General features: G+C 58.1%; 16 protein-coding genes and 2 tRNA genes. 6 read left to right on the forward strand and 12 right to left on the reverse strand.

What is annotated here, in order from left to right; genetic code table 11:
* The first annotated feature begins 154 nt into the window (after nt 1-154).
* Nucleotides 155-517 carry a VOC family protein gene (locus L888_RS0112510; RefSeq protein WP_025882206.1) on the forward strand — a complete coding sequence of 121 codons (363 nt, stop codon included), beginning with the start codon at nt 155-157 and terminating at the stop codon, nt 515-517.
* Between the two features lie 736 nt (nt 518-1,253).
* On the opposite strand, the gene L888_RS13780 is transcribed toward L888_RS0112510, so the two are convergent.
* Together L888_RS13780 and L888_RS0112520 are read right to left on the reverse strand one after the other, a co-directional pair.
* Nucleotides 1,254-2,339: a phage integrase SAM-like domain-containing protein gene (locus L888_RS13780; protein WP_245594891.1), complete on the reverse strand. Its 1,086-nt coding sequence runs from the start codon at nt 2,337-2,339 to the stop codon at nt 1,254-1,256.
* A gap of 529 nt (nt 2,340-2,868) precedes the next feature.
* On the reverse strand, nt 2,869-4,119 hold the full coding sequence (locus L888_RS0112520) for a nucleotide sugar dehydrogenase (RefSeq protein WP_015310435.1): 1,251 nt from the start codon (nt 4,117-4,119) through the stop codon (nt 2,869-2,871).
* Nucleotides 4,120-4,371: 252 nt separating this feature from the next.
* On the opposite strand from L888_RS0112520, the gene L888_RS0112525 reads away from it, so the two are divergent.
* The 4 genes from L888_RS0112525 to L888_RS0112540 all read left to right on the forward strand — a co-directional run bounded on the left by L888_RS0112525 (nt 4,372) and on the right by L888_RS0112540 (nt 10,696).
* Nucleotides 4,372-5,655 carry a D-alanyl-D-alanine carboxypeptidase/D-alanyl-D-alanine-endopeptidase gene (locus L888_RS0112525; RefSeq protein ID WP_156925013.1) on the forward strand — a complete coding sequence of 428 codons (1,284 nt, stop codon included), beginning with the start codon at nt 4,372-4,374 and terminating at the stop codon, nt 5,653-5,655.
* Between the two features lie 342 nt (nt 5,656-5,997).
* Nucleotides 5,998-8,709, forward strand: coding sequence for a TonB-dependent receptor (locus L888_RS0112530; protein WP_027953131.1), 2,712 nt, complete (start codon nt 5,998-6,000; stop codon nt 8,707-8,709).
* An 82-nt stretch (nt 8,710-8,791) separates the two neighbouring features.
* The gene (locus L888_RS0112535; protein ID WP_027953132.1) at nt 8,792-9,871 is read left to right on the forward strand and encodes a DUF4249 domain-containing protein; all 1,080 of its coding nucleotides are present in this window, start codon (nt 8,792-8,794) and stop codon (nt 9,869-9,871) included.
* A gap of 36 nt (nt 9,872-9,907) precedes the next feature.
* Nucleotides 9,908-10,696: a FecR family protein gene (locus L888_RS0112540; RefSeq protein WP_027953133.1), complete on the forward strand. Its 789-nt coding sequence runs from the start codon at nt 9,908-9,910 to the stop codon at nt 10,694-10,696.
* 76 nt (nt 10,697-10,772) lie between these two features.
* On the opposite strand, the gene L888_RS14725 is transcribed toward L888_RS0112540, so the two are convergent.
* From L888_RS14725 to L888_RS0112570, 6 genes are all read right to left on the reverse strand, one after another.
* Nucleotides 10,773-10,928: a hypothetical protein gene (locus L888_RS14725; RefSeq protein WP_005846967.1), complete on the reverse strand. Its 156-nt coding sequence runs from the start codon at nt 10,926-10,928 to the stop codon at nt 10,773-10,775.
* 12 nt (nt 10,929-10,940) lie between these two features.
* Nucleotides 10,941-14,048: a leucine-rich repeat protein gene (locus tag L888_RS0112550; RefSeq protein ID WP_027953134.1), complete on the reverse strand. Its 3,108-nt coding sequence runs from the start codon at nt 14,046-14,048 to the stop codon at nt 10,941-10,943.
* Between the two features lie 297 nt (nt 14,049-14,345).
* Nucleotides 14,346-15,515, reverse strand: a complete 1,170-nt coding sequence (locus L888_RS0112555; protein WP_027953135.1) for a helix-turn-helix transcriptional regulator — start codon at nt 15,513-15,515, stop codon at nt 14,346-14,348.
* Nucleotides 15,488-15,664 (reverse strand): hypothetical protein, encoded by a 177-nt coding sequence (locus L888_RS14730; protein WP_169732680.1) that lies wholly within the window; start codon nt 15,662-15,664, stop codon nt 15,488-15,490. Before L888_RS14730 ends, L888_RS0112555 begins: the two co-directional genes overlap by 28 nt.
* 657 nt (nt 15,665-16,321) lie before the next feature.
* Nucleotides 16,322-16,404 (reverse strand) — tRNA-Tyr (locus tag L888_RS0112565).
* Nucleotides 16,405-16,747: 343 nt separating this feature from the next.
* Nucleotides 16,748-17,773, reverse strand: a complete 1,026-nt coding sequence (locus L888_RS0112570; protein WP_027953137.1) for a PrsW family intramembrane metalloprotease — start codon at nt 17,771-17,773, stop codon at nt 16,748-16,750.
* A 147-nt stretch (nt 17,774-17,920) separates the two neighbouring features.
* Between L888_RS0112570 and L888_RS0112575 the strand changes: the two genes are divergently transcribed.
* A complete protein-coding gene (locus L888_RS0112575; RefSeq protein WP_005846979.1) occupies nt 17,921-18,298 on the forward strand; it encodes a RidA family protein in 378 nt (125 codons plus the stop codon).
* Between the two features lie 90 nt (nt 18,299-18,388).
* On the opposite strand, the gene L888_RS0112580 is transcribed toward L888_RS0112575, so the two are convergent.
* The 4 genes from L888_RS0112580 to lpxK all read right to left on the reverse strand — a co-directional run bounded on the left by L888_RS0112580 (nt 18,389) and on the right by lpxK (nt 21,772).
* Nucleotides 18,389-18,461, reverse strand: a tRNA-Phe gene (locus tag L888_RS0112580).
* Between the two features lie 256 nt (nt 18,462-18,717).
* On the reverse strand, nt 18,718-19,830 hold the full coding sequence (thiL, locus tag L888_RS0112585; protein ID WP_027953138.1) for a thiamine-phosphate kinase: 1,113 nt from the start codon (nt 19,828-19,830) through the stop codon (nt 18,718-18,720).
* Between the two features lie 75 nt (nt 19,831-19,905).
* Nucleotides 19,906-20,715, reverse strand: coding sequence for a purine-nucleoside phosphorylase (locus tag L888_RS0112590; RefSeq protein WP_075261878.1), 810 nt, complete (start codon nt 20,713-20,715; stop codon nt 19,906-19,908).
* Nucleotides 20,600-21,772 (reverse strand): tetraacyldisaccharide 4'-kinase, encoded by a 1,173-nt coding sequence (gene lpxK / locus L888_RS0112595; protein WP_027953140.1) that lies wholly within the window; start codon nt 21,770-21,772, stop codon nt 20,600-20,602. The genes L888_RS0112590 and lpxK overlap by 116 nt, the downstream gene beginning before the upstream one ends.
* Nucleotides 21,773-21,780 lie beyond the last annotated feature (8 nt).

The following is a 21,780-nucleotide window of genomic DNA, read 5'->3' on the forward strand; positions in this document are numbered from 1 at the left end:
TTTTGGCCAAAAGGGTCAATCATATTATGGCCAAGGTGAGCAATCCTGTTTGGCCAAAAGGGTCAAAGTAGAGTGGCTTTTCCACTTGTGGATATTCAAGAGATAACTTCGTTCTTCGGTCTGCTGAAAATCAAACATCAATAATATCAAAAGAATGAAACCGAGAAAGATATACGCATGTTGGATTTATGTGAGTGATTTGCAGAGATCCAAACAATTTTATCAGGACATGGGCTTTGAGGTCAAACTGATAGATAGAGATTGGATTGAATTTAATTTTGGAGAAACCTCATTTGCCATTCTTCAAAGACCGGCACACAAAGGTGATGTAGTTGCAAGCAAAACAAGAATTATGTTTGAAATTGATGACATCGAACTTATATATGAGGAATTAAAGAACAAAGGAGTAAAGACGATCGGAGAAATAAGAACAGAACCTTATGGAAAGTTACTTACCTTTGAAGACCTCGACGGGCATTGGCTGGAATTTTACCAAAGACTTCCTTTTAGTGATTAAAAGGAATATGAGTATTTGATAATGGCTTTTTGTTACTTTTGAGCCGTCTCAACTCACTGTCAAAAGTAACGAGGTGTTTCTCATCGGGATTTCTTTGCTCCGTCTGTTCTTCTTGAACGGTTACCTGTTCCATCCTTACTTCAGAATAAATCATCTTGTCTGATTTTATGCGGATTCCAGAGGAGAGGGAGTTGAGTTTCCATTTTCTTTTTACCTGCTTCTCGCATATCCGACCTTTTTTTGCGTCTTTCCGTCGGGTCGGTCGTTTTCGTTTCAGTGGCGTAAAAAGGTAGGGCTTAGGACAAACACAAGGTTTTACGGCGAGAATACTACCTGCAATGAAATGGAAGTGTGGAGATTGTCGTCTAAACGGCTTGCCGCCTCGACCTTTTTTGTCCGTAAAAGCCCAGAACTACCTTTGCCGCTGACAACGAACAACCGATCCCGACATGATATATGGGCATAAGTAGAGGATTTGCAGACAGAGAAGCAGGGCGAAAACAGAAAACGCAGCCTTCGGAGACTACATTTATCATAAGAATAGAATACCCGGAAAACAAAAAGCAGCCCCAATGGACAGCTTTACGAAAATAACTCAGAGAAAATTCTTTTTTCTCACGATATACTCTTATCTTTGCAACAAACAAAGTGGTTCTTTGAAATGGCAAAACAAGGTAGAGTATAGAAGCTCGCTGGTTTCCTTATCGTTACCTCCCTTTATTGATAAACAATATAATCAGTTGATTATTTGACATTTATAGAATTGCCTATGCTTTGCCATATGCGTGGTGAAGGGAAACGAGATACCTGCACGAAGCCGCAGGGCTTTCAGGCAGGTCTGATAGGTCTTATACCCGATGAAAGGAAGCAGCGTACCCCTTTCATCGCTGTGGAGCTTCTCCATCAGCCTTATGGCTTCGGGCATCAGTTTGACACGACAAGGCACACCTGTCTTGTGGCGGTTGAACTTCAGCCAAAGGCTACCCTCGTCGTCACGCACAAGATGGGACTTGTCCAGTTCCATCAAATCACAATATGCAGCACCTGTATAACAGGCAAAGAGGAAAACATCTCGTGCAGTTTCCATTTCCTCCTCCAAGTACTCAAAGTTGAGAGCCTTCAATTTGTCTAATGCTTCCTTGTCTAATGCTTTGGGCAGTCTCTTGTCGCCCTTGCTGATTTTGGCTTTGTCAAACAGAAGTACATCAGCCAATCCCTCACGGTAAGCCAACCTGCATACCGTCTTCAAATGCGTGGCTGCATTATAGAATGTGCTTTCTTGAAAACCACACTCACCTAAGAAATACTGCCCAAACTCATAGATAAAGTTCTCTGTGAGCTGTGAGAAAGCCAAGTCTGTTACCTTGTACTTCCGTTGAATAAACTTCTGCAAATGAATTCGGGTAGAGTGATAGCCGTGTATGGCTCCTTCCTTAATGTCTATACCAACATGGCTTTCCTTCTCCTTAATGAGCATGTCCAGCCTTTCAATGAGCATGCATCGTGTCTGTACGCTCCCTTGGAACAGCTCTTTCACATCGGCTGCATCAAATGGGCAACCTTTGGATAGCAGAGATTGATAAGCTGACTGAACAGACAACAACAGATTTTCCAATTTACCGTTTATCTCCACCGCCTCACGACTCTTGCCGTCCATTCTGCTCTCTCGTGGATTCCACAAGTCGGGGTTGCAGGAGAGTTTACAACTGAACTGCGCAATACTCCTTCCAAGTGTAATACGTCCCATGATGGGAGCCTTGCCCGACTTGTCAAGACCGCTCTTTTTGAGGTAGAGCAACACCTTCATTTTCTCTTGTTTCATACGCTTTAATTTTTATGGGCAAAGTTACCCGAATTAAAGCGTTCCTCACTTATGCAGAAAACTGCCGACCGCAGCAACAGCCACACGAGCGAAAATAATTCAGTTACCGAACATTACTTCATCGTTACCTATCTCAAAATCAGGTAACACTTTGGTAACTGAACTTCTGCCTAAATCTGCATATTCCTGCCCTATATGAACAGAGCAGTTTTATGCAAATGACTCCGTTCCCTGCTCATTATCAGTCAGTTTACACCAACTTCGATTTTTCTTCCTTTTCAAGGATTAGTTGCATTCCGAAAAACCGTTTTTCGCCACGCGATTACGCCGCCATCGCCACGCGAGAAACGAGCCGTCGCAGCGCGACAAACGGACAAACGCAACAGGGCGAATAGTTTAAGGAAACTATTCGCCCTGTTTTCGGACACACACGGGCCGTGCCCTTACAAATCGGCAACACTTCGGAGTTTTGGCACACACCCGTCGCCCGCCGCGGCGGCAACGGCGGCGGGGCGGCAGAAGGCCGGGTTCAGTCGCGACGGAAGATGTCGCGGGTGTAGACCTTCTCGCGCACGTCGTCAAGCGCGGGCTCGTAACGGTTGGCAATGATGGCCTGGCTCTGCTGCTTGAAGGCGGCCAGGTCGTTCACCACGCGACTGCCAAAGAAGGTGGTGCCGTCCTGTAGCGCGGGCTCGTAGATGATGACTTCGGCCCCCTTGGCCTTGATGCGCTTCATCACTCCCTGGATGCTGCTCTGGCGGAAATTGTCGCTCTGGCTCTTCATCGTGAGCCTGTACACGCCCACGATGCACCGCCGCTCGGCCGCCTCGCTGTAGTCGCCGCGGTTGTAGTAGTCGTAGTAGCCGGCCTTGTGGAGCACCTGGTCGGCAATGAAGTCCTTGCGCGTGCGGTTGCTCTCCACGATGGCCTGGATGAGGTTTTCGGGCACGTCGGCATAGTTGGCCAGCAGCTGCTTGGTGTCCTTGGGCAGGCAGTAGCCGCCGTAACCAAAGGAGGGGTTGTTGTAGAACGAGCCGATACGCGGGTCGAGACACACGCCGCGGATGATGTCCTGCGTGTCGAGTCCCTTCACCTCGGCGTAGGTGTCGAGCTCATTGAAGTAACTCACGCGCAGGGCAAGGTATGTATTGGCAAAGAGCTTCACGGCCTCGGCCTCGGTGAGCCCCATGAAGAGCGTCTCCACGTCGGGTTTCAGGGCGCCCTCTTTCAGCAGGTCGGCAAACACGTGGGCCGCGCGGTCGAGGCGTTCGTCGCCGGCGGGCCGGCCGATGATGATGCGGCTGGGGTAGAGATTGTCGTAGAGGGCCTTGCTCTCGCGCAGGAATTCGGGGGCGAAGATGATGTTGCGGGAGCCGTACTTGCGCCGCACGGCCTCGGTGTAGCCCACGGGAATGGTGGACTTGATGACCATCACGGCCTCGGGGTTGACGCGCTGCACCAGCCGGATGACCTCTTCCACGTGCGAGGTGTCGAAGTAGTTCTTCGCCGAGTCGTAGTTGGTCGGGGTGGCAATGACCACGAAGTCGGCCCCGCGGTAGGCCGCCTCGCCGTCGAGTGTGGCGGTGAGGTCGAGCGTTTTCTCGGCCAGGTATTTCTCGATGTACTCGTCCTGGATGGGCGACCGGCGGCGGTTGAGCATGTCTACTTTCTCTGCCACCACGTCCACGGCCGTCACCTGGTGGTGCTGGCTCAGCAGGGTGGCGATGCTCAGGCCCACATATCCCGTGCCGGCCACGGCGATGCGATATTTCTTTTCCATCATTCGGTTGTTTCTGTTTTCGGTTTGTCGGCCTACCGTTTCTCGGTAAACGCGACAAAATTAGCATTTCTTTCCGACATGGCCAATCATTTGGCGGCAAATCTGCACCCGGCGCTACCGGGGCGGGCTTCACCGCAGACAGGGTGGGCTTCATCGCAGACGGGGCGCGGCAGACCGCAAAAACCGTCATTTTTAGCCGCCAAAGGGGCCGTCAAGCCGATTTTAATGCGTAACTTTGCAAGGAAACAACGCATGCGCAAACAAAAGAACCATATCTTGAAACTCACACACACGCTCCGCCCCTGCCTCATGGGGCTGCTGCTTGCCACGCTGCTGGGCTCGTGCAGCAGCGACAATTCCAAGGGCCGCCAGCCGGCCGCCGACACTTCTTCGCAACATACTCTGCCCGTCGATCCGGCCCTGCGCCGCCGGCTGGCCGACCTGGCCGCCGCCCCGCGCCCGCAGGGCCGGCTGGGCTTCCACGTCTACGACCTCACGGCCGACCGCCCCGTCTACGGGCTGAACGAGCGCAAGGCCCTGCCCTCGGCCTCGTGCCTCAAGTTGCTCAGCGGCGTGGCCGGCCTGCACCTGCTGGGCACGCGCCACCTCTATGCCACCTCCATCTACACGCGCGGACAGATCGTGGGCGACACGCTGCGCGGCGACGTGACGTTCAGGGCCGGCCTCGACCCGCAGCTCAACGGCCCCGACCTCGGCCAGTTTGCCGCCGCCCTGCGCCGCAAGGGCATCCGCCGCATCGGCGGCCGGCTGCTGCTCGACCTGCAACTGCACGACCCCGTGCGCAGCGAGGCCCACTGGTACCCGTGGGATCTGAGTTTCTCGCACTACGGACTGCTCTACAAAGGGGCGCCGCGCGTGCAGAAAGAGCTCACGGCCGCCCTGCGCGCACGGGGCGTCAGCGTGGCCGACAGCCAGGTGGCGCTGGGCCGCACGCCGCGCGGGTCGCACTGCATCTTCCGCTTCTACCGCTCCGTGGACCGCGTTACAGAGCGCATGTGGAAGCACAGTTCCAACACCCAAGCCACGGCCCTGCTCTACACCATCGGCCATCGCGCCGACCCCGGGGCCGAGCCCACGGCGGCCGGCGTGGCCTACCTGCGCCGGTTCATGCGCGAGGAGCTGGGACTGCGCGACAGTGCACTCGTCGTGCACGACGGCTGCGGCCTCTGCACCCACAACCGGCTCTCGCCCGAAGCCCTCACCACCGTGCTGCGCTACGCCTACCGCCACAGGCCCATCTACCGGCTGCTGCTGGCCCAACTCTCCATCGCGGGCGTGGACGGCACGCTGCGCCGCGAGCTGGCCGGGCCGAAGACGCGCGGCAAAATCCGCGCCAAGACCGGCACCCTCTCCCACCCCTACGGCATCAGCTCGCTGGCCGGATACTGCCGGGGCAGCAACGGCCACCTGCTGGCGTTCGCCATTATGGACAGCGAGATGTCGGTTCTCGACGCCCGCGTGCTGCAGCGCAAGCTGGGCGAAGCCCTCGTTGCCCGCCCCGAACCCGGCCGCTGACAGAGCAACATGAGGGGTTTAGACATAGTAACATAATAACAAAAGGCTGGCGCGGTGGAGTTTAGACATAGTAACATAATAACATATTGGCTGCGCAGTGATTTTTATTCCCCTAATCTCCCCCACCGCGCCAGCCTTTTGTTATTATGTTACTATGTCTATAACTATTGCGTTAGCCTATATGTTATTATGTTACTATGTCTAAACCCTACCGCGCCAGCCAATATGTTATTATGTCGGAACACCCAAGGATGAAGAAAGAAGAAAATTTTGTCCTGCCGGCATGGGGGTATTTACGGCCCGCCACGTTATAGCGGCAGAAACTTGCACGACACAAGCAAAATGAATATCTTCAAAATCGGTCTTTCGACCTTGCTTCTCTCTGTCGCCCTGCTGGCAGCGATGCCCGCAGGTGCGCAGGGCAAGCCACACGCCAACACCATCAAACAGCAGATGGAACAGCTGCACCGGCAACACCAAGTGAACTTTGTCTACGATGCTTCCATCCCTGTGACGCGGGCCTACGACGGCCCGTCGCTCTCGCGCATGCCGCTGCGCGAGGCCCTGAACACCCTCTTTCGCGGCACCGGCATCGGCTACGAACAGAAAGGCAGCTACGTCATGCTCAAGCCGGCAAGCCCCGACAAGCCCCGACAAGCCACTCCCACCGCCTCGCCCACCCCACAAAAGCGAGAGAAAGCACGCCGCTCGCACACCGTGAGCGGCTTTGTGCGCGATGCCGACGGCGAGACATTGATCAACGCCACCGTCTACGACCACACCACCGGACAGGGCACCATGACCAATGCCTACGGTTTCTTCTCGCTCACCCTGCCCGAGGGACAGCACCGGCTGCGCTACAGCTACATCGGATTCGAGGACTACGAACAGACCCTTGACCTCACCGCCGACCAGCGGCTCGACGTCAGCCTCAAGGAGAATGCCCGGCTGGGCGAGGTGGTGGTCACGGGCGACCTCAACTCGCCGCTGCTCAACACGCAGACGGGCAAGCGGTCGCTCTCGCGCCGCGACATCCAGACGGAGTTCGCCCTGCTGAGCAGTCCCGACGTGGTGAAGACGCTCCAGCGCACCAGCGGCGTGGCCGAGGGCATGGAGCTGGCCAGCGGACTCTACGTGCATGGCGGCAACAACGACGAGAACCTCTTCCTGCTCGACGGCACGCCGCTCTACCAAATCAACCACACCATGGGCCTGTTCTCGGCTTTCAACACCGACGTGGTGAAGAACGTAGACTTCTACAAGAGCGGGTTCCCCGCCCGCTACGGCGGCCGCCTGTCGTCGGTCATTGACGTGCGCACCAGCGACGGCGACTTCGAGCACACCCACGGCAGCTACCGCATCGGGCTACTCGACGGCAGCTTCCACCTCGAAGGCCCCATCGTCAAGGGCAAGACCTCTTATAATATAGGACTGCGCCGTAGCTGGATCGACCTGCTCACGCGCCCCGCCTCGGCCATTGCCAGCCGGCTGAACGACGAGGAAAAGATCAGCTTCAACTACTTCTTCCACGACCTCAACGCCAAGGTCACCCACATTTTCAGCCCCGTCTCGCGCCTGTCGCTGAGCCTTTACTCGGGTCAGGACAAGCTCAACACCAAGGACGACTGGCGCGACACGTACAACTCCGCCACCAATCGAGACCTCACCAAGAACAAGTTCAGCTGGGGAAACCTCAATGCTGCACTCAACTGGAACCGTATCTTCTCACCCAAACTCTTTGCCAACTTCACCGCCGTCTACACCTACAACCACGCCAAACTCCACACGCTCGAGGACGACCGGATGTATCGCGACGACAAGTTGTCGTATGCGTCGCACGACGAACACCAGTACCGGTCAACGATTAACGACCTGGGTTATCGCGTGTCGTTCGACTACCGGCCCTCGCCCCACCACCACGTCCGCTTCGGTCACGACTATACCTGGCACGCGTTCAAGCCGCAGACCCGCACGCAGTACAACTTCTCCAGCGACAGTTCGCAGAAAGGCGACACCCTGCGCACGGACAGCCACAACCGCCACACGGCCCACGAGTGGAACGTCTATGCCGAAGACGAGTTCACCATCAACAGCCGCTGGAGCCTCAACGGCGGCGTCAACGCGGCCCTCTTCAGCATTGGCACCAAGACCTTTGCCACCCTCGACCCGCGCGTAGCCATGAAGTATCAGCCCGCCGAGGCCCTCTCGTTCAAGGCCTCGTTCACCACCATGACGCAGTATGTGCACAAGATTTCCAACTCCATCCTCGAGTTGCCCACCGACTACTGGGTGCCCACCACCGAACGGCTGAAGCCCATGCGCTCGTGGCAGGCGGCGGCAGGCGTCTACGTGCAGCCGGGCCGGCACTGGCTGCTCTCGCTCGAAGGCTACTACAAGCAGAGCCGCCACCTGCTGCAATATGCCAGTTGGTCGAGTCTGGAGCCGCCCGCAGAGAACTGGGATCTGCTCGTCATGGACGGCCGCGGACGGTTCTACGGCATCGAGCTCGATGCCCGGTACACCACCCACCACCTGGAACTCCAGGGTGCCTACACCCTCTCATGGAACCAGCGTCGCTACGCCGACTTCTACTCTGACTGGTACAACGACAAGTTCGACAACCGCCACAAGCTGAACCTCACGGCCCGCTGGAAGCTCACTTCCAAGATTTCGGCTTTCGCCGTCTGGAGCCTGCACAGCGGCAACCGCCTCACCATGCCCACCCAGCTCACCGCCACACCCAACGTGCCCGACGGCAGACAGGTGGATTACCGGCAGCTCATCTATGGCGACGAACGCCGCACCATGTGGGTCTACGAGCGTCCCAACAACCTCACGCTCCCCGCCTACCACCGACTCGACATCGGTTTCGACTTCCACCACACCACCAAACACGGCCACGAGCGCATCTGGAACATCAGTCTTTATAATGTGTATTGCCACCTGAACTCGCTCTGGACCGAGATACGCCAGCACAAGGACGGGCGCTTCTACATCAAGAACCACGCCTACATTCCCGTCGTGCCCTCGTTCAGCTACACCATCAAGTTCTGACGGCGGCCCGCCCGGCCACATCCCCCGGGTGCCGCCACACCGCACCATTCATCCATCACACAACCCTCATCACCCAACCATCATGATCCGAAAACTCCTCTATATGGCCGCCGTCACCCTGGCCCTCGCCTCGTGCAAGGACGAGGTGACGCTCACTACACTGTCCGACACCCCGCGTCTCGTGGTCTACTGCATGCCCACCGTGGGCGACACCACCTACATCGGCGTGAGCCGCAGCATCCCCATCAAGGCTTACAACGACTCCGTGAAGGTGACCGTCGTGTCCAATGCCCGCATCAGCTACAGCGTGGACGGCCGCCAGCTCCAGGCCGAGCCCATGGGCAAGGGCTTCTATCGCGTGGTGGGCCGCCAGCAGGCCGGCGACCGCGTGAGCCTCAGCGTCGAGGCCGACGGCATGGCTCCTGTGAGTGCCTCCACCGTCATTCCCGACACTGTAGCCGTGGGCAACCTGCAGGTGGCAGAGAACATACCCGTCTATATCCCCGACGAGGGCCAGTCGCGCCGCTTCGATCAAGTCATGGCCACGTTCACAGACGACCCTGCCACCCGCTGCTACTACGCCGTGCGGGTGCGCGTGAAGCACTATCGCGGCAGTGCCACGGGCTATACCGACGGGGGCCACTCCACCTATTACTTCTACGACTACGCCGACTACGTGCAGAAACGCGACCAGCTTTCACTCGACTCGGCTCGGGTGGAGTTCCGCGATTCCATCTATACTTACCCCGAGGTGAACACGCAGAGCGAGCCCCTGCTCATGCCGCCCACGGAGATAGACGACAACTTTGGCTTCTCCAACTCTTTCTACGGCAACCTCTATATCTTCGACGACGCCACCATCAATGGGGCCACTTACACGCTCCATCTGAACGTGACCCCTTCCAGTTCGGCATCCTATCATGACCCCGAGACCGGCTACGTCTACTCCTACGACTTTGCCCGCGCCTACCAGGTGGAGCTGCTTCGCATCACGCCCGAGTACTATCGGTTCATGCGTTCGCTCAACGAGCTCGACAATAACGAGATGGCACGCAGCGGCCTCTCGCAAATCAGGCCCATGCAGAGCAACGTCATGGGTGGGCTGGGACTCGTGGGCGGCTGGAACACGGGCCGCACCGGCTGGGTGCTCAAGCGTTCGTAGGCCGGCCGCCAGACTCATCTTTCAATCTATCATACCATGCACACTGACAACGAACGGCAATTCGTTTTCCGACATTACCTGCCCGGCCGCCTCGACACCCGGGCGGCCCTGCACCGTTTCCACGCGGCCACCGGCACCGGCCCCAACCGCCGGCTGCGCCGCTGGGCCGTGGCCGCCGTGCTGCTGGCCCTCGTGACGGGCGGGGCTTGGACGCTCTACGCCCACCGCGAGGTGACGCTCGGCACACAGCGTCAGGACGTGGCCGAGACCTACACGCTGGCCGATGGCACACGTGTCACCCTCGCCCCCTACTCCACCCTGTCCTATCGCGGCGACTGCCGCCACGTGCGCATCCGGGGCCGCGCCTATCTGGAGATACGCCACGACCCGCGCCATCCCTTCGTCATCAGCAATGCCGACTACGAGATTCGCGACATCGGCACACGCCTGCAAGTGGACGAGACCAGCCGCGGCACCACGGTCTACGTGTCCGAGGGCTCCGTGAGCTTTGCCTCCACACGCGGCCGTCACCGCGCCATCGTGCTGAGCCGGGGCATGGGTGCCCTGTTGCCCGCGGGCGGTGACAGTCCGCGTCGGCTCCCCGACATCGACGACAACAGCATGGCCTGGGCCACCGGCCGCTTCCACTTCGACAATACGCCGCTGCCCGAAGTGCTGCACCAGCTCTCGGCCAACTTCCATGTCGCCCTCTCGTGCAGCGACACACAGAAACGCCTCTCGGGCGACTTCGAGGCCACGCAGCTCGACAGCATTCTGCCCATCATCGAGCAGACGCTCGACGTGACCATAACGCGCAAGCCGTGACCACCCCTCCAGAAAAAACTGGAGCTGCACCAATAATAGCGCAGCTCCAGTTTTCTGTTATGACGTGTGACAGCCCTTACCAGGCGCAATTGCCATCTATGGCTTTGTCGTCGTCGAGATATATATCGACTTCCTCGGTCTTGGTTTCCTTAAAATTGCCACTCATGGCAATCATCTCCAGCGGGCTCATCTGTATCACCTTTATCGCTGGTCTTAAATAAATCTTCTTCATACACATGTGTTTTTATTTGACATAAACTTTCTTGCCCTTGACAATGTAGACGCCGCTTGGCAGATGGGCTCCCTCAAGCCTGTCCGCAACCCTGCGTCCATTAAGGTCGTAGACACCCTTGCCAGCCACGTCATCGATGTGCACGCGGTCGATTCCCGTCGGCTCATCGTCGGTGAAGCGTATCATCAGGCAAGATTTGGAGCCGGCCATGCTGGTGGGCACTTGCAGGTAAGCCTTCTTGGCGGCGACCTCGCCCGTGCCCGAAGCCTTGTAGAAACCTGCAACACCATTGTTCTCTCCGTAAAGGAAATTGGTGTAGCTCTCTTCGGTGGCAGGCACCACCTTGGCCGTGAGAACCGGCTTCAGCAGGTTGACGTAGTAAGAGGTTGCCGTTGCATAAGGCACTTTGTAGGTGGCACCCTCTGTTCCCACGAGGAACAATCCGGTGTTTGCCGGCACGACGTCCACCTTTGAGAGCAGCACCGTGCCATTCCGGTCGAAGCCGCTGGCAATATACGCAGCGAGCCCACTGACTTCCGAGAAGTCCAGGTCGCGGTCACAGCTGAAGGTTGCCTGGCCATGAGCCATGGTGATGAATTCCTTGGTGGAGTTCCAAGTGGCGGCGACTGTCACATTGCCACTGACGTTGCTGATGGTGTACTTGTTGTCGGCAATCTGCGATGTCACCTCAATGCCGTTTACAGTGAGGCTGGCGAGTGTAGCATCGGGATCTTCGGCAATGGTCAGCACTACATCCGTACCATGCTCGGGGGCGTTGTTGTCGGCGGTCACGCCACCACCGGTGATGGTCACGGTGTAGCGGTTGACCTGCCATGTGGCGGTGTAGGACTTGTTGCCGGTGCTGCCCTTGGCAATGGTGACGCTCATCTGTGCTTCGCCCTCGCCACTGAGTTTCCAACCCTTGAAAGTGTGGCCCACCTTGGTGGGCGCGGCAAGGACGATGTCATCGCTCTCGATGGTGTATGTGGCGGGATTCTCCGTGGCCACGGTGCCACCGGCGAGGTCGTAGGTCAGCGTGTAACTGATGGGGCCGAAGGTGGCGACGAGCGTCACGTACTCCTCGCCCTCGCTGTTGGCGCGGCTCTGGGCTGCGCCGAGGGCGGGCAGCGGCGAGACGGCGTTGCCATTGTCGGTCAAGGCAGTCGGCTCGTAGCCCGTGTCGGCCGTGAGCGTGTAAGCCACGGCGGCGGCCTTCGGCTGGCGATACTGCGCCGAGCCGTCGGTGGCCGTGGCCTTTTCGTTGGCGATGGTGCCGTGGGCCGAGGCCGTCAGGGTGACGAGCGTGCTATGGTGACTCATGGTGGTGAACTTCTTCCATATATCCGCGGCTTGATAGACTTCCTTGGTGCCGCCAGGAACCCACAGCGTGATGTTGCTGTAGTTGCCGCTGCATATATCCTCCGTCTGTTCAATGGGGGTAGTCCATGGTACGTATATGTCCGATACGTCGCCTGTTCTGGGCATCAGATAGCCCAGCGACGTAACCTTCTCGCCCAATTCCACAACTTTTGCCTGAGCGATGATGCTGTTGGTGAGTTCATCGTTGCGCACGATGTTGCGGCCCACGTAGATATGGTCAAGCGCGTAAGCCGGTGTCATGTTCGGGGTGCCGTAGTTGTAGCCGCTGGTTTCAAAGGACAGCTCTGTGTCGCTGTCGGCGACAACCATCTTTTTCAGGGCTTCATTACGATGGAACACACCTTTGCCAATCTTCTTCAACGAAGCCGGCAAGGTTATCTCCGTGAGTGCCTTGCAATCGTAAAAGGCGCCGTGGCCTATCTCCTCAAGACCTTCGGCAAGCGTTACGGTGGTCAGCGAGTAGCATTTCTCGAACGTCTCCTGCGGCAGCACCTTGAGGCAGGACGGCAGAGACACACTTGTCAGACCAGTTTCTCTGAATGCGGTGGCACCCGCTATATTTACAATACCCTCGCCGATCACGAGTGTCTTGAGCGTACTTTTACCCCTGGCGAGACTCTCTGGGATAGTGGTCATGTTGCCACCGAGGGTGAGCGTTTCTACGTCGTTGAACATCGACGTGCCCTCGGCAAACGTAAGATTGCGGCCTATGTAGAAGTTCTTGCCGGGGATGTTTGCGTTGGCATCGACAGAAAGTTCCGTCTCACTGTCGGAGATGTGAAATCCTTCTATTGGGCAGCCATGAAACACGTTTTTGCCCACCGACGTAACTGACGCTGGCAAGATGACGCTGGTAAGGCCACAATTGTAGAACGCCCATTGATCCACAGTGGTGAGCCCCTCGTGCAGCGTGACGCTTGCAAGACGGGTACATTCTTCGAACATGCTCTCGGAGAGCGTGGCGATGCTTGCGGGAATGTCAATGCCCGTGAGCGCCGAACAGCCGTAGAAACATGCTTTGCCCACCTCCGTCAGATTGCTGCCAAGGGTCACGCTGGTGAGCTGCTTGCAGTCCTTGAACATATTCTCATGCAGCTTTGTCACGTGGTTGCCCACGACGAGCGTCTGCACGGTAGGAAAGTCGGCACTTGTCGATCCCTCTATGTTGCGGTCAAGGTTGACTGTTGTGGCGGGGCAATTTCCAAATACAGCATAGCTGATATGGTCCAGCGAAACGGCGGCATTTCCGCCGCTGAAGGTAATCTCGGCCAAGGCCGTGCAACCGTAGAACGCGCCTCGACCGATGGATGTCACTGTGGACGGAATGGTGACGGTCGTGAGTTTGGCGTTGCTGCTTTCACCACTCCGCATCCAAAGCAGATAATCGCCTATGGTCTCCAACCCCTCGTTGAGGGTGATGGATGCGATGTTTTTACACTCTTCAAAGCAGGACTCGCCGGTGCTGCGCATGCTGGCAGGAAACACCACCGACGTGATGTTGGCATTGTACTTGAAACCACTCTCTGCGATAGAGGTGACGCTGTAGCTCACTCCGTCGTTCTCCACCGTGGTGGGGATGACGAGCGCGCCGCCGACTTGGCTGTTGGCCTGCTTCACCGATACGGTCTTTGCGTCGGCATCGGTCACGGTGTAGGTAAGGTCACCTGCCGTGAACGTTGTCTGCGCCCAGGCTGTCGTGGCTGCAACGGCAGACAACAAAAGGAAGAAGATTTTTTTCATACGCTTTGGTTTTTTAAATTATTTGAACTTGCACCTTACATTTTATAGGTGCACAAGTTACAGCTGTTCGTCTGAACGCGTTTTGCATATTCACAAATGTTCGTCCCATATTCACAAAAATACGTTGCAGACGTGCTTTTCTCCCTCGATTCAAAAAGAAAATTGCGCTATCCTGTGCAAGCATTAAGGTATTGTGTTGTACCGGCAACAAGCACGAAAAAAGCGCGTATGCTTTCCAGTACGCGCTCAAGGTGATGGTGAATGTGGTTCCGAAGAAAGCTGCCTGGCGGCCATATCCTATAAGGCTGCGGCATGGTCTGCGTCCTTATCATAAAGCCGGTAGTTGCGGTAGAACGTGGAGAGCGAGTTGTAGCCCGACGCCGTGGCTGCCTCGGTCATCGAAATGCCGGGGGTGTCCTTCATCAATTGCATGGCGTAGGCAATGCGGCGGCGGTTGACCAGTTCGGCGAATGACATGCCCATCTGCTTGTTCACCACCTGATAGACGTATGTGCGGTTGGTGTATGCCATGGCAGCCACGTCGTCGATTTTCAGGTTGGGCCGTAAAAAAACCTTCTCCTCGTCAAACAGCGCAAGGATGCGTTGGCAGATGGCGTCGCCCCCGGGTGTGGACGCGCCGTTGGACGATTCGGCACGCATCTCGCCACGCAGTTTCTCCAAGTCCACGATGGAATACGTGCGGTGCAGCCCCACGTAACCGAAAGCAAACAGCAGGCCGGTAAAAAGCAGCGAGGGAATGGCCAGAGCCGCAGTAGAATCGGCAAAGCAGTGGCGGCCTACAACGTTGAACACCAACGACACGCAGGATATGACGACCACGAGTAGCAAAACGTTGCGCACGCTGCGCATGGCCATGTGCTCGGTGTCGGCGAAATACTGCTCGAGGGCCTTGTCGTATTCGCGTAGCCGACGCATGGCTGTCACAAGCACATAAACCACGATCAGGGCAAAGACCACCTTGCATGCCACATGGACGCAGGCCTGCCACAACGCCGCCCCTTGAAGTCCGTCCAGACTGTTCCCATAAAGGTATGTGTCGAAGAAGACATGAGTCTCTGCCTTTGGCATAAAGGCATACAGAACTCCGACAGCAAGCGCACCCACCGCCGCCGGAGCCAGCAGCCAGTAAATGCCGTGCGAGCGATGCGCCACGGAGAGGCGGGTGACGTAGATGAGATAGAGGGGATAGACGGCAAGATTCGCAAAGACATACAGCGTGTCGGTGAGGGGCAACCATGCCTCGGCGCGCAGAAAAAAGACGTAGTGACCCGCATACAGCATGGCGCTCACGAGCATAAAGCGCAACAGCGACGGCAGTTCGCGCAATCGGCCACAGCGCAATTCCAGTGCCATGATGGCCGACATCACCAGGCAGGTCAGCATCGGCAGGTTGGCAAGTAATCCTTTCAGCATTTGTTCTAAATCGTCGTGTATGTTCTTTGCCATCTGGCCACCAGCCTGTGCTGCGCCAGACGGCTCTCTTTCATTCCCTGTGCCTTGTGTTGGCGTGCCATTCCCGTGGTCATGCCACTCCATGCCTTGACCCGTACATTTGCCATAATGGGGTAGTGCAAGTTGAACAGTGTCAAGGCCATTCTCCCTTATGATTTAACCTCAGAGGGGAGACACAGTTTTAATCATGTTTTCCAGATGAGGAGCCTTCTTGGCTTCAAAGTTACATCATTTCACACCCACCACCAAATTTTATGGCCAATTGCTGTGAGATGAGCGCCCAGTTTGCAAGGGGCATAGTCCACCTCCCACTGATATTACGGTAAGCCAAAGGCTTGTTTCCAGACCATGCCTTTGGCGTTTAGTGGCGCCCACGAAAGTCTCCCGACCTTTCCTTTGGCCTTTAGTGGCGCCCACGAAAGTCTCCCGACCTTTCCTTTGGCCTTTAGTGGCGCCCACGAAAGCCTCCCGGACATTCCTTTGGCACTTAGTGGGGCCCACGAAAGCCTCCCGGCGTTTCCTTTGGCACTTAGTGGGGCCCACGAAAGCCTCCCGGACATTCCTTTGGCACTTAGTGGGGCCCACGAAAGCCTCCCGGCGTTTCCTTTGGCCTTTAGTGGCGCCCACGAAAGCCTCCCGGACATTTCCTGCATGGATATATTTCCGTGCGGCCCGGCATCCTCCCCACACGGCGACCCCACACCAAAGCGCCCACAGCCCCGGCTGTCTGTGACGGACTGCCGGGGCTGTGGCTAAAAACAGAGCGGGGGTTGCGCCATGGCGCAACCCCCGCATGCGAGTGGGTGGTGATGGATTCGAACCACCGAAGGCAAGAGCCAGCAGATTTACAGTCTGCCCCATTTGGCCACTCTGGTAACCACCCGCGGCTTTCCTTGGGAAGCGGGTGCAAAGGTAAAGGCTTTCGGCGACAACAGCGAATTATCATCCGAGTTTTTGCATCATTTAACAACTATGAGTGCCGTGCGGAATCTCCCCTAAAACGCGTCTCTGCACACGGTTTCACGCCGAGGCGCAGAGAAAAGGAGGATGCGCACCATGACTTAGAGAACTTCCAAAAACTCCTTTGCTCCGCGCCTCTGCGTGCAATCAACCCGGCACGCACCTCCTTTTCCCTCATCTTCGCGTGCAGCCAACCGTCCGGCAGGCTCCCTGTCTCCGCGCCTCCGCATGAGAAAGAGGAGGCGCGGGCACTCCGCGAACTCTGACTACAAGCGCAGCCGCTCGCGGAAGTTGCCGCTTTTGCTGAGATAAGTCATCAGGGCCAGCACGCTGCCAAAGGCCACGAGCAGCGAAACCACATAGGCCACGCCGGCAAAGGCATCGTAAAGACCGTGGAGCGTGGCGGGGATGGCCAGGGCCAAGGCATAGAGCGACTTGCGGTAACGGGGGTAGAGATGGGCGAAGCCCACGAAGTAGCCGCAGATGCCGCCCCACAGGGCATGGAGGAAAGGCAGCGACGTGAGCCGGGCGATGTTGAGCAGGAACGCCGTGGTGTAGTCGGCCTGCACGTTGACCGTGGTCTGATACTGCACGCCCTCGAACACCCCGAAGGCGATGCCCGACATGAGTCCATAGTAGACCAGCGTCTGGGGCAGCATGGGTTCGCGGGCCCGCCGCAGCAGGATGAGCAGGGGCAAGAGCTTGACAAACTCCTCGGTGAGCCCCACGCCGAGCACGTAGCCCACGATGTTGAGCGGAAAACCGGCCTCTGTGAAGATATAGAAGAAGTTGAGCCGGTTGAGCCCCGAAAAGATGATGAACACGCCCAGTTGGGTGAGAAAGAATACCGACACCGTGGTACGGGGGTTGACCTGCCGCGTGCGGAACAGGTAATAGAAGAAGAGTCCCCAGATGACGGCGAAGTAGAGCGACACCGCATAGAACACCAAATAGCCGCCGACAGGCAGCAACATCAGCACCGAGAGCGACAGTCCCACCACGGCCAGCACCAGCAATCGCTTGTCCTGAAGCCAGCGGCGGTGGGCCATGTCGTCCTTGGGGAAGATAAATTCCGAGCCGATGGCCCGCAGTTGCTGCACCAGCGAGCCGCGATCCCTGACACGGGGGCGCAGCCCGCTGCGCTCGAGCAGCATGCCCACGGTGGTTTCTTCGCCCGTGGCGGCATCGCGGGCGCGGTCGTGCACCAGCAGTTTGCCTTCCTCAACATACCGGGCCACCACCTCTTCCGGATAAGGGCCGTAGGTGTGGCGGTTGCGTATCACGTATATCATAGCTGTTTGTCGGCCTCGGTGCACGGCGACATTGCCGGCGCGTAGCCGCGGCAAAAGTAAGCATAAATCCGCAAAAAGGGGCCCCGGAACCAAACTTTATTGCTACTTTTGCAGCCATCCATTCATTCTTTAAAACATCAACACACCATGAACGCTATCCACACCGAGCAAGCACCGGCCGCCATCGGCCCTTACAGCCAGGCCATTCACGCCGGCCGGCTGGTCTTCGTGAGCGGGCAGTTGCCCGTAGACCCTGCCACCGGCACCTTTGCCGAGGGCGGCATCAAGGAGCTCACGCGCCAAAGCCTTACCAATATGAAGCACATTCTCGAGGCCGAAGGCCTCACCATGGCACAGGTGGTGAAGACCACCGTGTTCCTTGCCGACATGGCCGACTTCGCCGAAATGAACGAGGTCTACGCCCAGTTCTTCTCGCAGCCGTTCCCGGCCCGCTCGGCCATCGCCGTCAAGACGCTGCCCAAGAACGCCCGCGTCGAGATAGAGTGCATCGCCTCAGAGGATTGAGCCAGCGTGCCCTGCACCCACGGCTCCCGGATGCAGGGCACGAAAAAGCCCGGCCTCCTTGCGGAGAAACCGGGCTGGTGAAAGGAGGAGTGGTGCCTCTTGGAGTTGAACCAAGGACACATGGATTTTCAGTCCATTGCTCTACCACCTGAGCTAAGGCACCTCTTGCTTGCCATTTCTTGGTTTTGTGAGTGCAAAGGTAGACTTTAATATTGAAAGGAAAGAACAATCGGGGGAGAATGTGTTGCGGCTTAATGTTTGTTAACACATTCTCTCCCGTCGGTATTACAGGCGGCCGACGCACGACCGCGGGCAACTGCCGGACGCTCTGACGACGACCGTCGGACGCTTCACGGACTACTGCCGGGCACCCCGCCGACGGTTGCCGGGCGGGCGACAAGGGCTTGCAGCGCGGCGTGTCAGCGCAGGGGGTTCCAGCCTTGGGCCGTGATGTCGAACTCCTGGCCGTCGCGGGCGATGAGCCGCGTGCCGAGCGACTCTTTCGTGATGTAGCCTATCTGCTTGATGCCAAGGCTCTCCAGCTCGTCGAGTTTCGCGTGGTCGCCGATGGGGCAAGTGAAGAGCAGCTCATAATCCTCGCCTCCGTTCATGGCACAGGTGGTGACGTTCATGTTGAATTCCTCGGCCATGACCGCCGTCTGATAGTCTATCGGGAGCTGCTTTTCATAGATGCGGCAGCCGCAATGGCTCTGCCGGCAGATGTGGATGAGCTCGGAGCTGAGTCCGTCGGAGATGTCCATCATGGCCGTGGGACGGATGCCCCGTTCGCGCAGCAGGGCCACCACGTCGCCGCGTGCCTCGGGCTTGAGCTGGCGTTCGAGCAGGTATTCCTTGCCCGCGAAGTCGGGTTGGAAGTCGGTGAGCCTGGCGCCCTCCTGCTGCAGATGCCTCACCAGCACGTCGTTGCCGGCTTTCTGCGCCTCGCGAATCTTGCCGTTCAGCTCGTCTATCTGCCGGTAGTACACGGTTTTCTCGCGTTCGAGCAGCTGCAGGCCCATGTAGGCCGCGCCGAGGTCGCCCGACACACACACGAGATCGGTCTCGCGGGCGCCGCTGCGATACACGATGTCGGCCTTCGGGGCATCGCCGATACAGGTGATGCTGATGGCCAGGCCAGTGAGCGACGAGGTGGTGTCGCCGCCCACGATGTCGACATTCCACTTGTCGCAGGCCGCCCGCAGACCGCGGTAGAAGGCCTCCAAGTCCTCCACCTTGAACCGCTTGCCCAGGGCCAGCGACACCGTCAGCTGGCGCGGCGTGCCGTTCATGGCAAACACGTCGGAGAGGTTTTCCATGGCCGCCTTGTAGCCGAGTTCCTGCAAAGTGATGTAGGTGAGGTCGAAATGAATGCCCTCCATGAGCATGTCGGTGGTGACAAGCACCTCCGTGTCGGGGTAGTGCATCACGGCGCAATCGTCGCCCACGCCCCGAAGCGAGGACTCGTTCTTGAGCTGTATGTCGTTGGTGAGCCGGTCTATGAGGCCGAACTCACCGAGCTTGGCGATTTCCATTCTTGGGAGTTAAAGGAGTAAAGGAGTTAAAGGAGTCAGAAAACACGCCCCAAGGAGACGGTGAAGGCAGGTTTTCTACGCCCTCCTAATCATCTCGCGCATGATTTCCGTCATCTTGGGCTGGGCGGCATTGGCGGCCCGCTGCACGTCTTCGTGGCTCACCTCGGCGGGCACGTCGAAGCCGCCCAGGTCGGTAATGATGCTGATGCCGAACACTTTGATGCCGCAGTGACAGGCCACGATGACCTCGGGCACGGTCGACATGCCCACGGCGTCGCCGCCCATGAGGCGGTACATGCGGTATTCGGCCGGCGTCTCGAACGTGGGGCCCTGCACGCCCACGTACACGCCGTGCTGCAGGCGTATGTTTTTCTCGGCCGCAATGTCGTCGGCCAGGCTGATGAGTGCGCTGTCGTAGGCCTCGTGCATGTCGGGAAAGCGCGGGCCGGCAGGGAAGTTGGGCCCGTTGAGCGGGTGCTCGGGGAAGAAGTTGATGTGGTCGGTGATGACCATGAGGTCGCCTATGGAGAAGTCGGGATTCATGCCGCCGGAGGCGTTGCTCACGAAGAGCGTCTCGATGCCCAGCTCGTGCATCACGCGGATGGGGAACGTAACCTCCTTCATGGAGTAGCCCTCATAGAAGTGGAAACGGCCCTCCATGGCCATGATGTCCTTGCCGCCGAGCCTGCCAAAGATGAGTTTTCCGGCATGTCCCTCCACCGTAGACACGGGGAAGTTGGGGATTTCCTGATACGGGAACTCGTAGGTATCAGTTATCTCTGAAGCTAATTGTCCCAGGCCGGTTCCCAGCACGATGGCCGTCTTGGGGCTTGTCGTCATCCTTTCTCTTAACCAGGATGCTGTTTCTTGAATTTTTTCGCACATAGCTTATGATTTTATTGTTGAAGTATTCCTCCTGTCCGAGCATGAAACGCACGCGGATGGGCAGCACGTAGAGGCCGGCACGCACCTCGGGGCTGAGCCCGTCAAGCCCCGCAAGACGCGCGGAATCTTTCTCGGTGGTGACGACAACCTTGGGCGAGGGCATGGCGGCGAAGGCGGCATTGAGGCGTTCCACGTCGCGCCGGCTGAAGAGATGGTGGTCGCCGAAGGCCATGGGCACGACGGAACGGCAGCGTGGCCGCAGGTCGTTGTGCATCTGCTCGGGCGAGGCTATGCCCGTGAGCAGCAGCACGTGCTTGCCCGCCAACTCCAGCCGCGGCGGGGCCCCGGCATGGACAGGACGGGGCTCGTCGTAGTCGATGCAGGTGAAGAAGAGCTCCTGGTAGGGGTAGAGGTCCATGGCTTTGGTAAGCACCCGGAACTCCATGGGCTTGAGGTCCTTGGGGCATTTGGTCACGATGACGATGTCGGCGCGGTTCTTTCCGCGCATGGGCTCGCGCAGATGGCCGGCCGGCAACAGCCGGTCGTAGATGATGAGTCGGTGATAGTCGACGAGCAGGATGTTGATGCCGGGCTTGACATAACGGTGCTGAAAGGCGTCGTCGAGCAGGATAACGTCGACGTCGCGCGTCGCCTCGTCGCCCGTGAGACGGTCTATTCCCTCGCAGCGGCTGCGGTCCACGGCCACGTAGATGCCGGGAAACTTCTGCTTCATCTGGTAGGGCTCGTCGCCGATGTCGGGCATGGGAGTGTCGGGCGAGGCCAGCACATAGCCACGGCTCTTGCGCTTGTAGCCACGCGAGAGCACGCCCACGCGCACCACGTCCTTGAGCAGCCGCACGAGGTATTCCACGTGGGGCGTCTTGCCCGACCCGCCCACGGTGATGTTGCCCACGGAGATAACGGGGATGTCGAAGGCGCGCTGCCGCAGCAGCCCCAGGTCGAAGAGCCGGTTGCGCAGCCCCACGCCCAGCCCGTAGAGCCAGCTGAGGGGCAGCAGCCAGTCGTTGATCCTGATGAGGTCGCCTTCGGTACGCATGGTGCAGG

Source organism: Hallella seregens ATCC 51272, assembly GCF_000518545.1.
Classification (GTDB): Bacteria; Bacteroidota; Bacteroidia; order Bacteroidales; family Bacteroidaceae; genus Prevotella; species Prevotella seregens.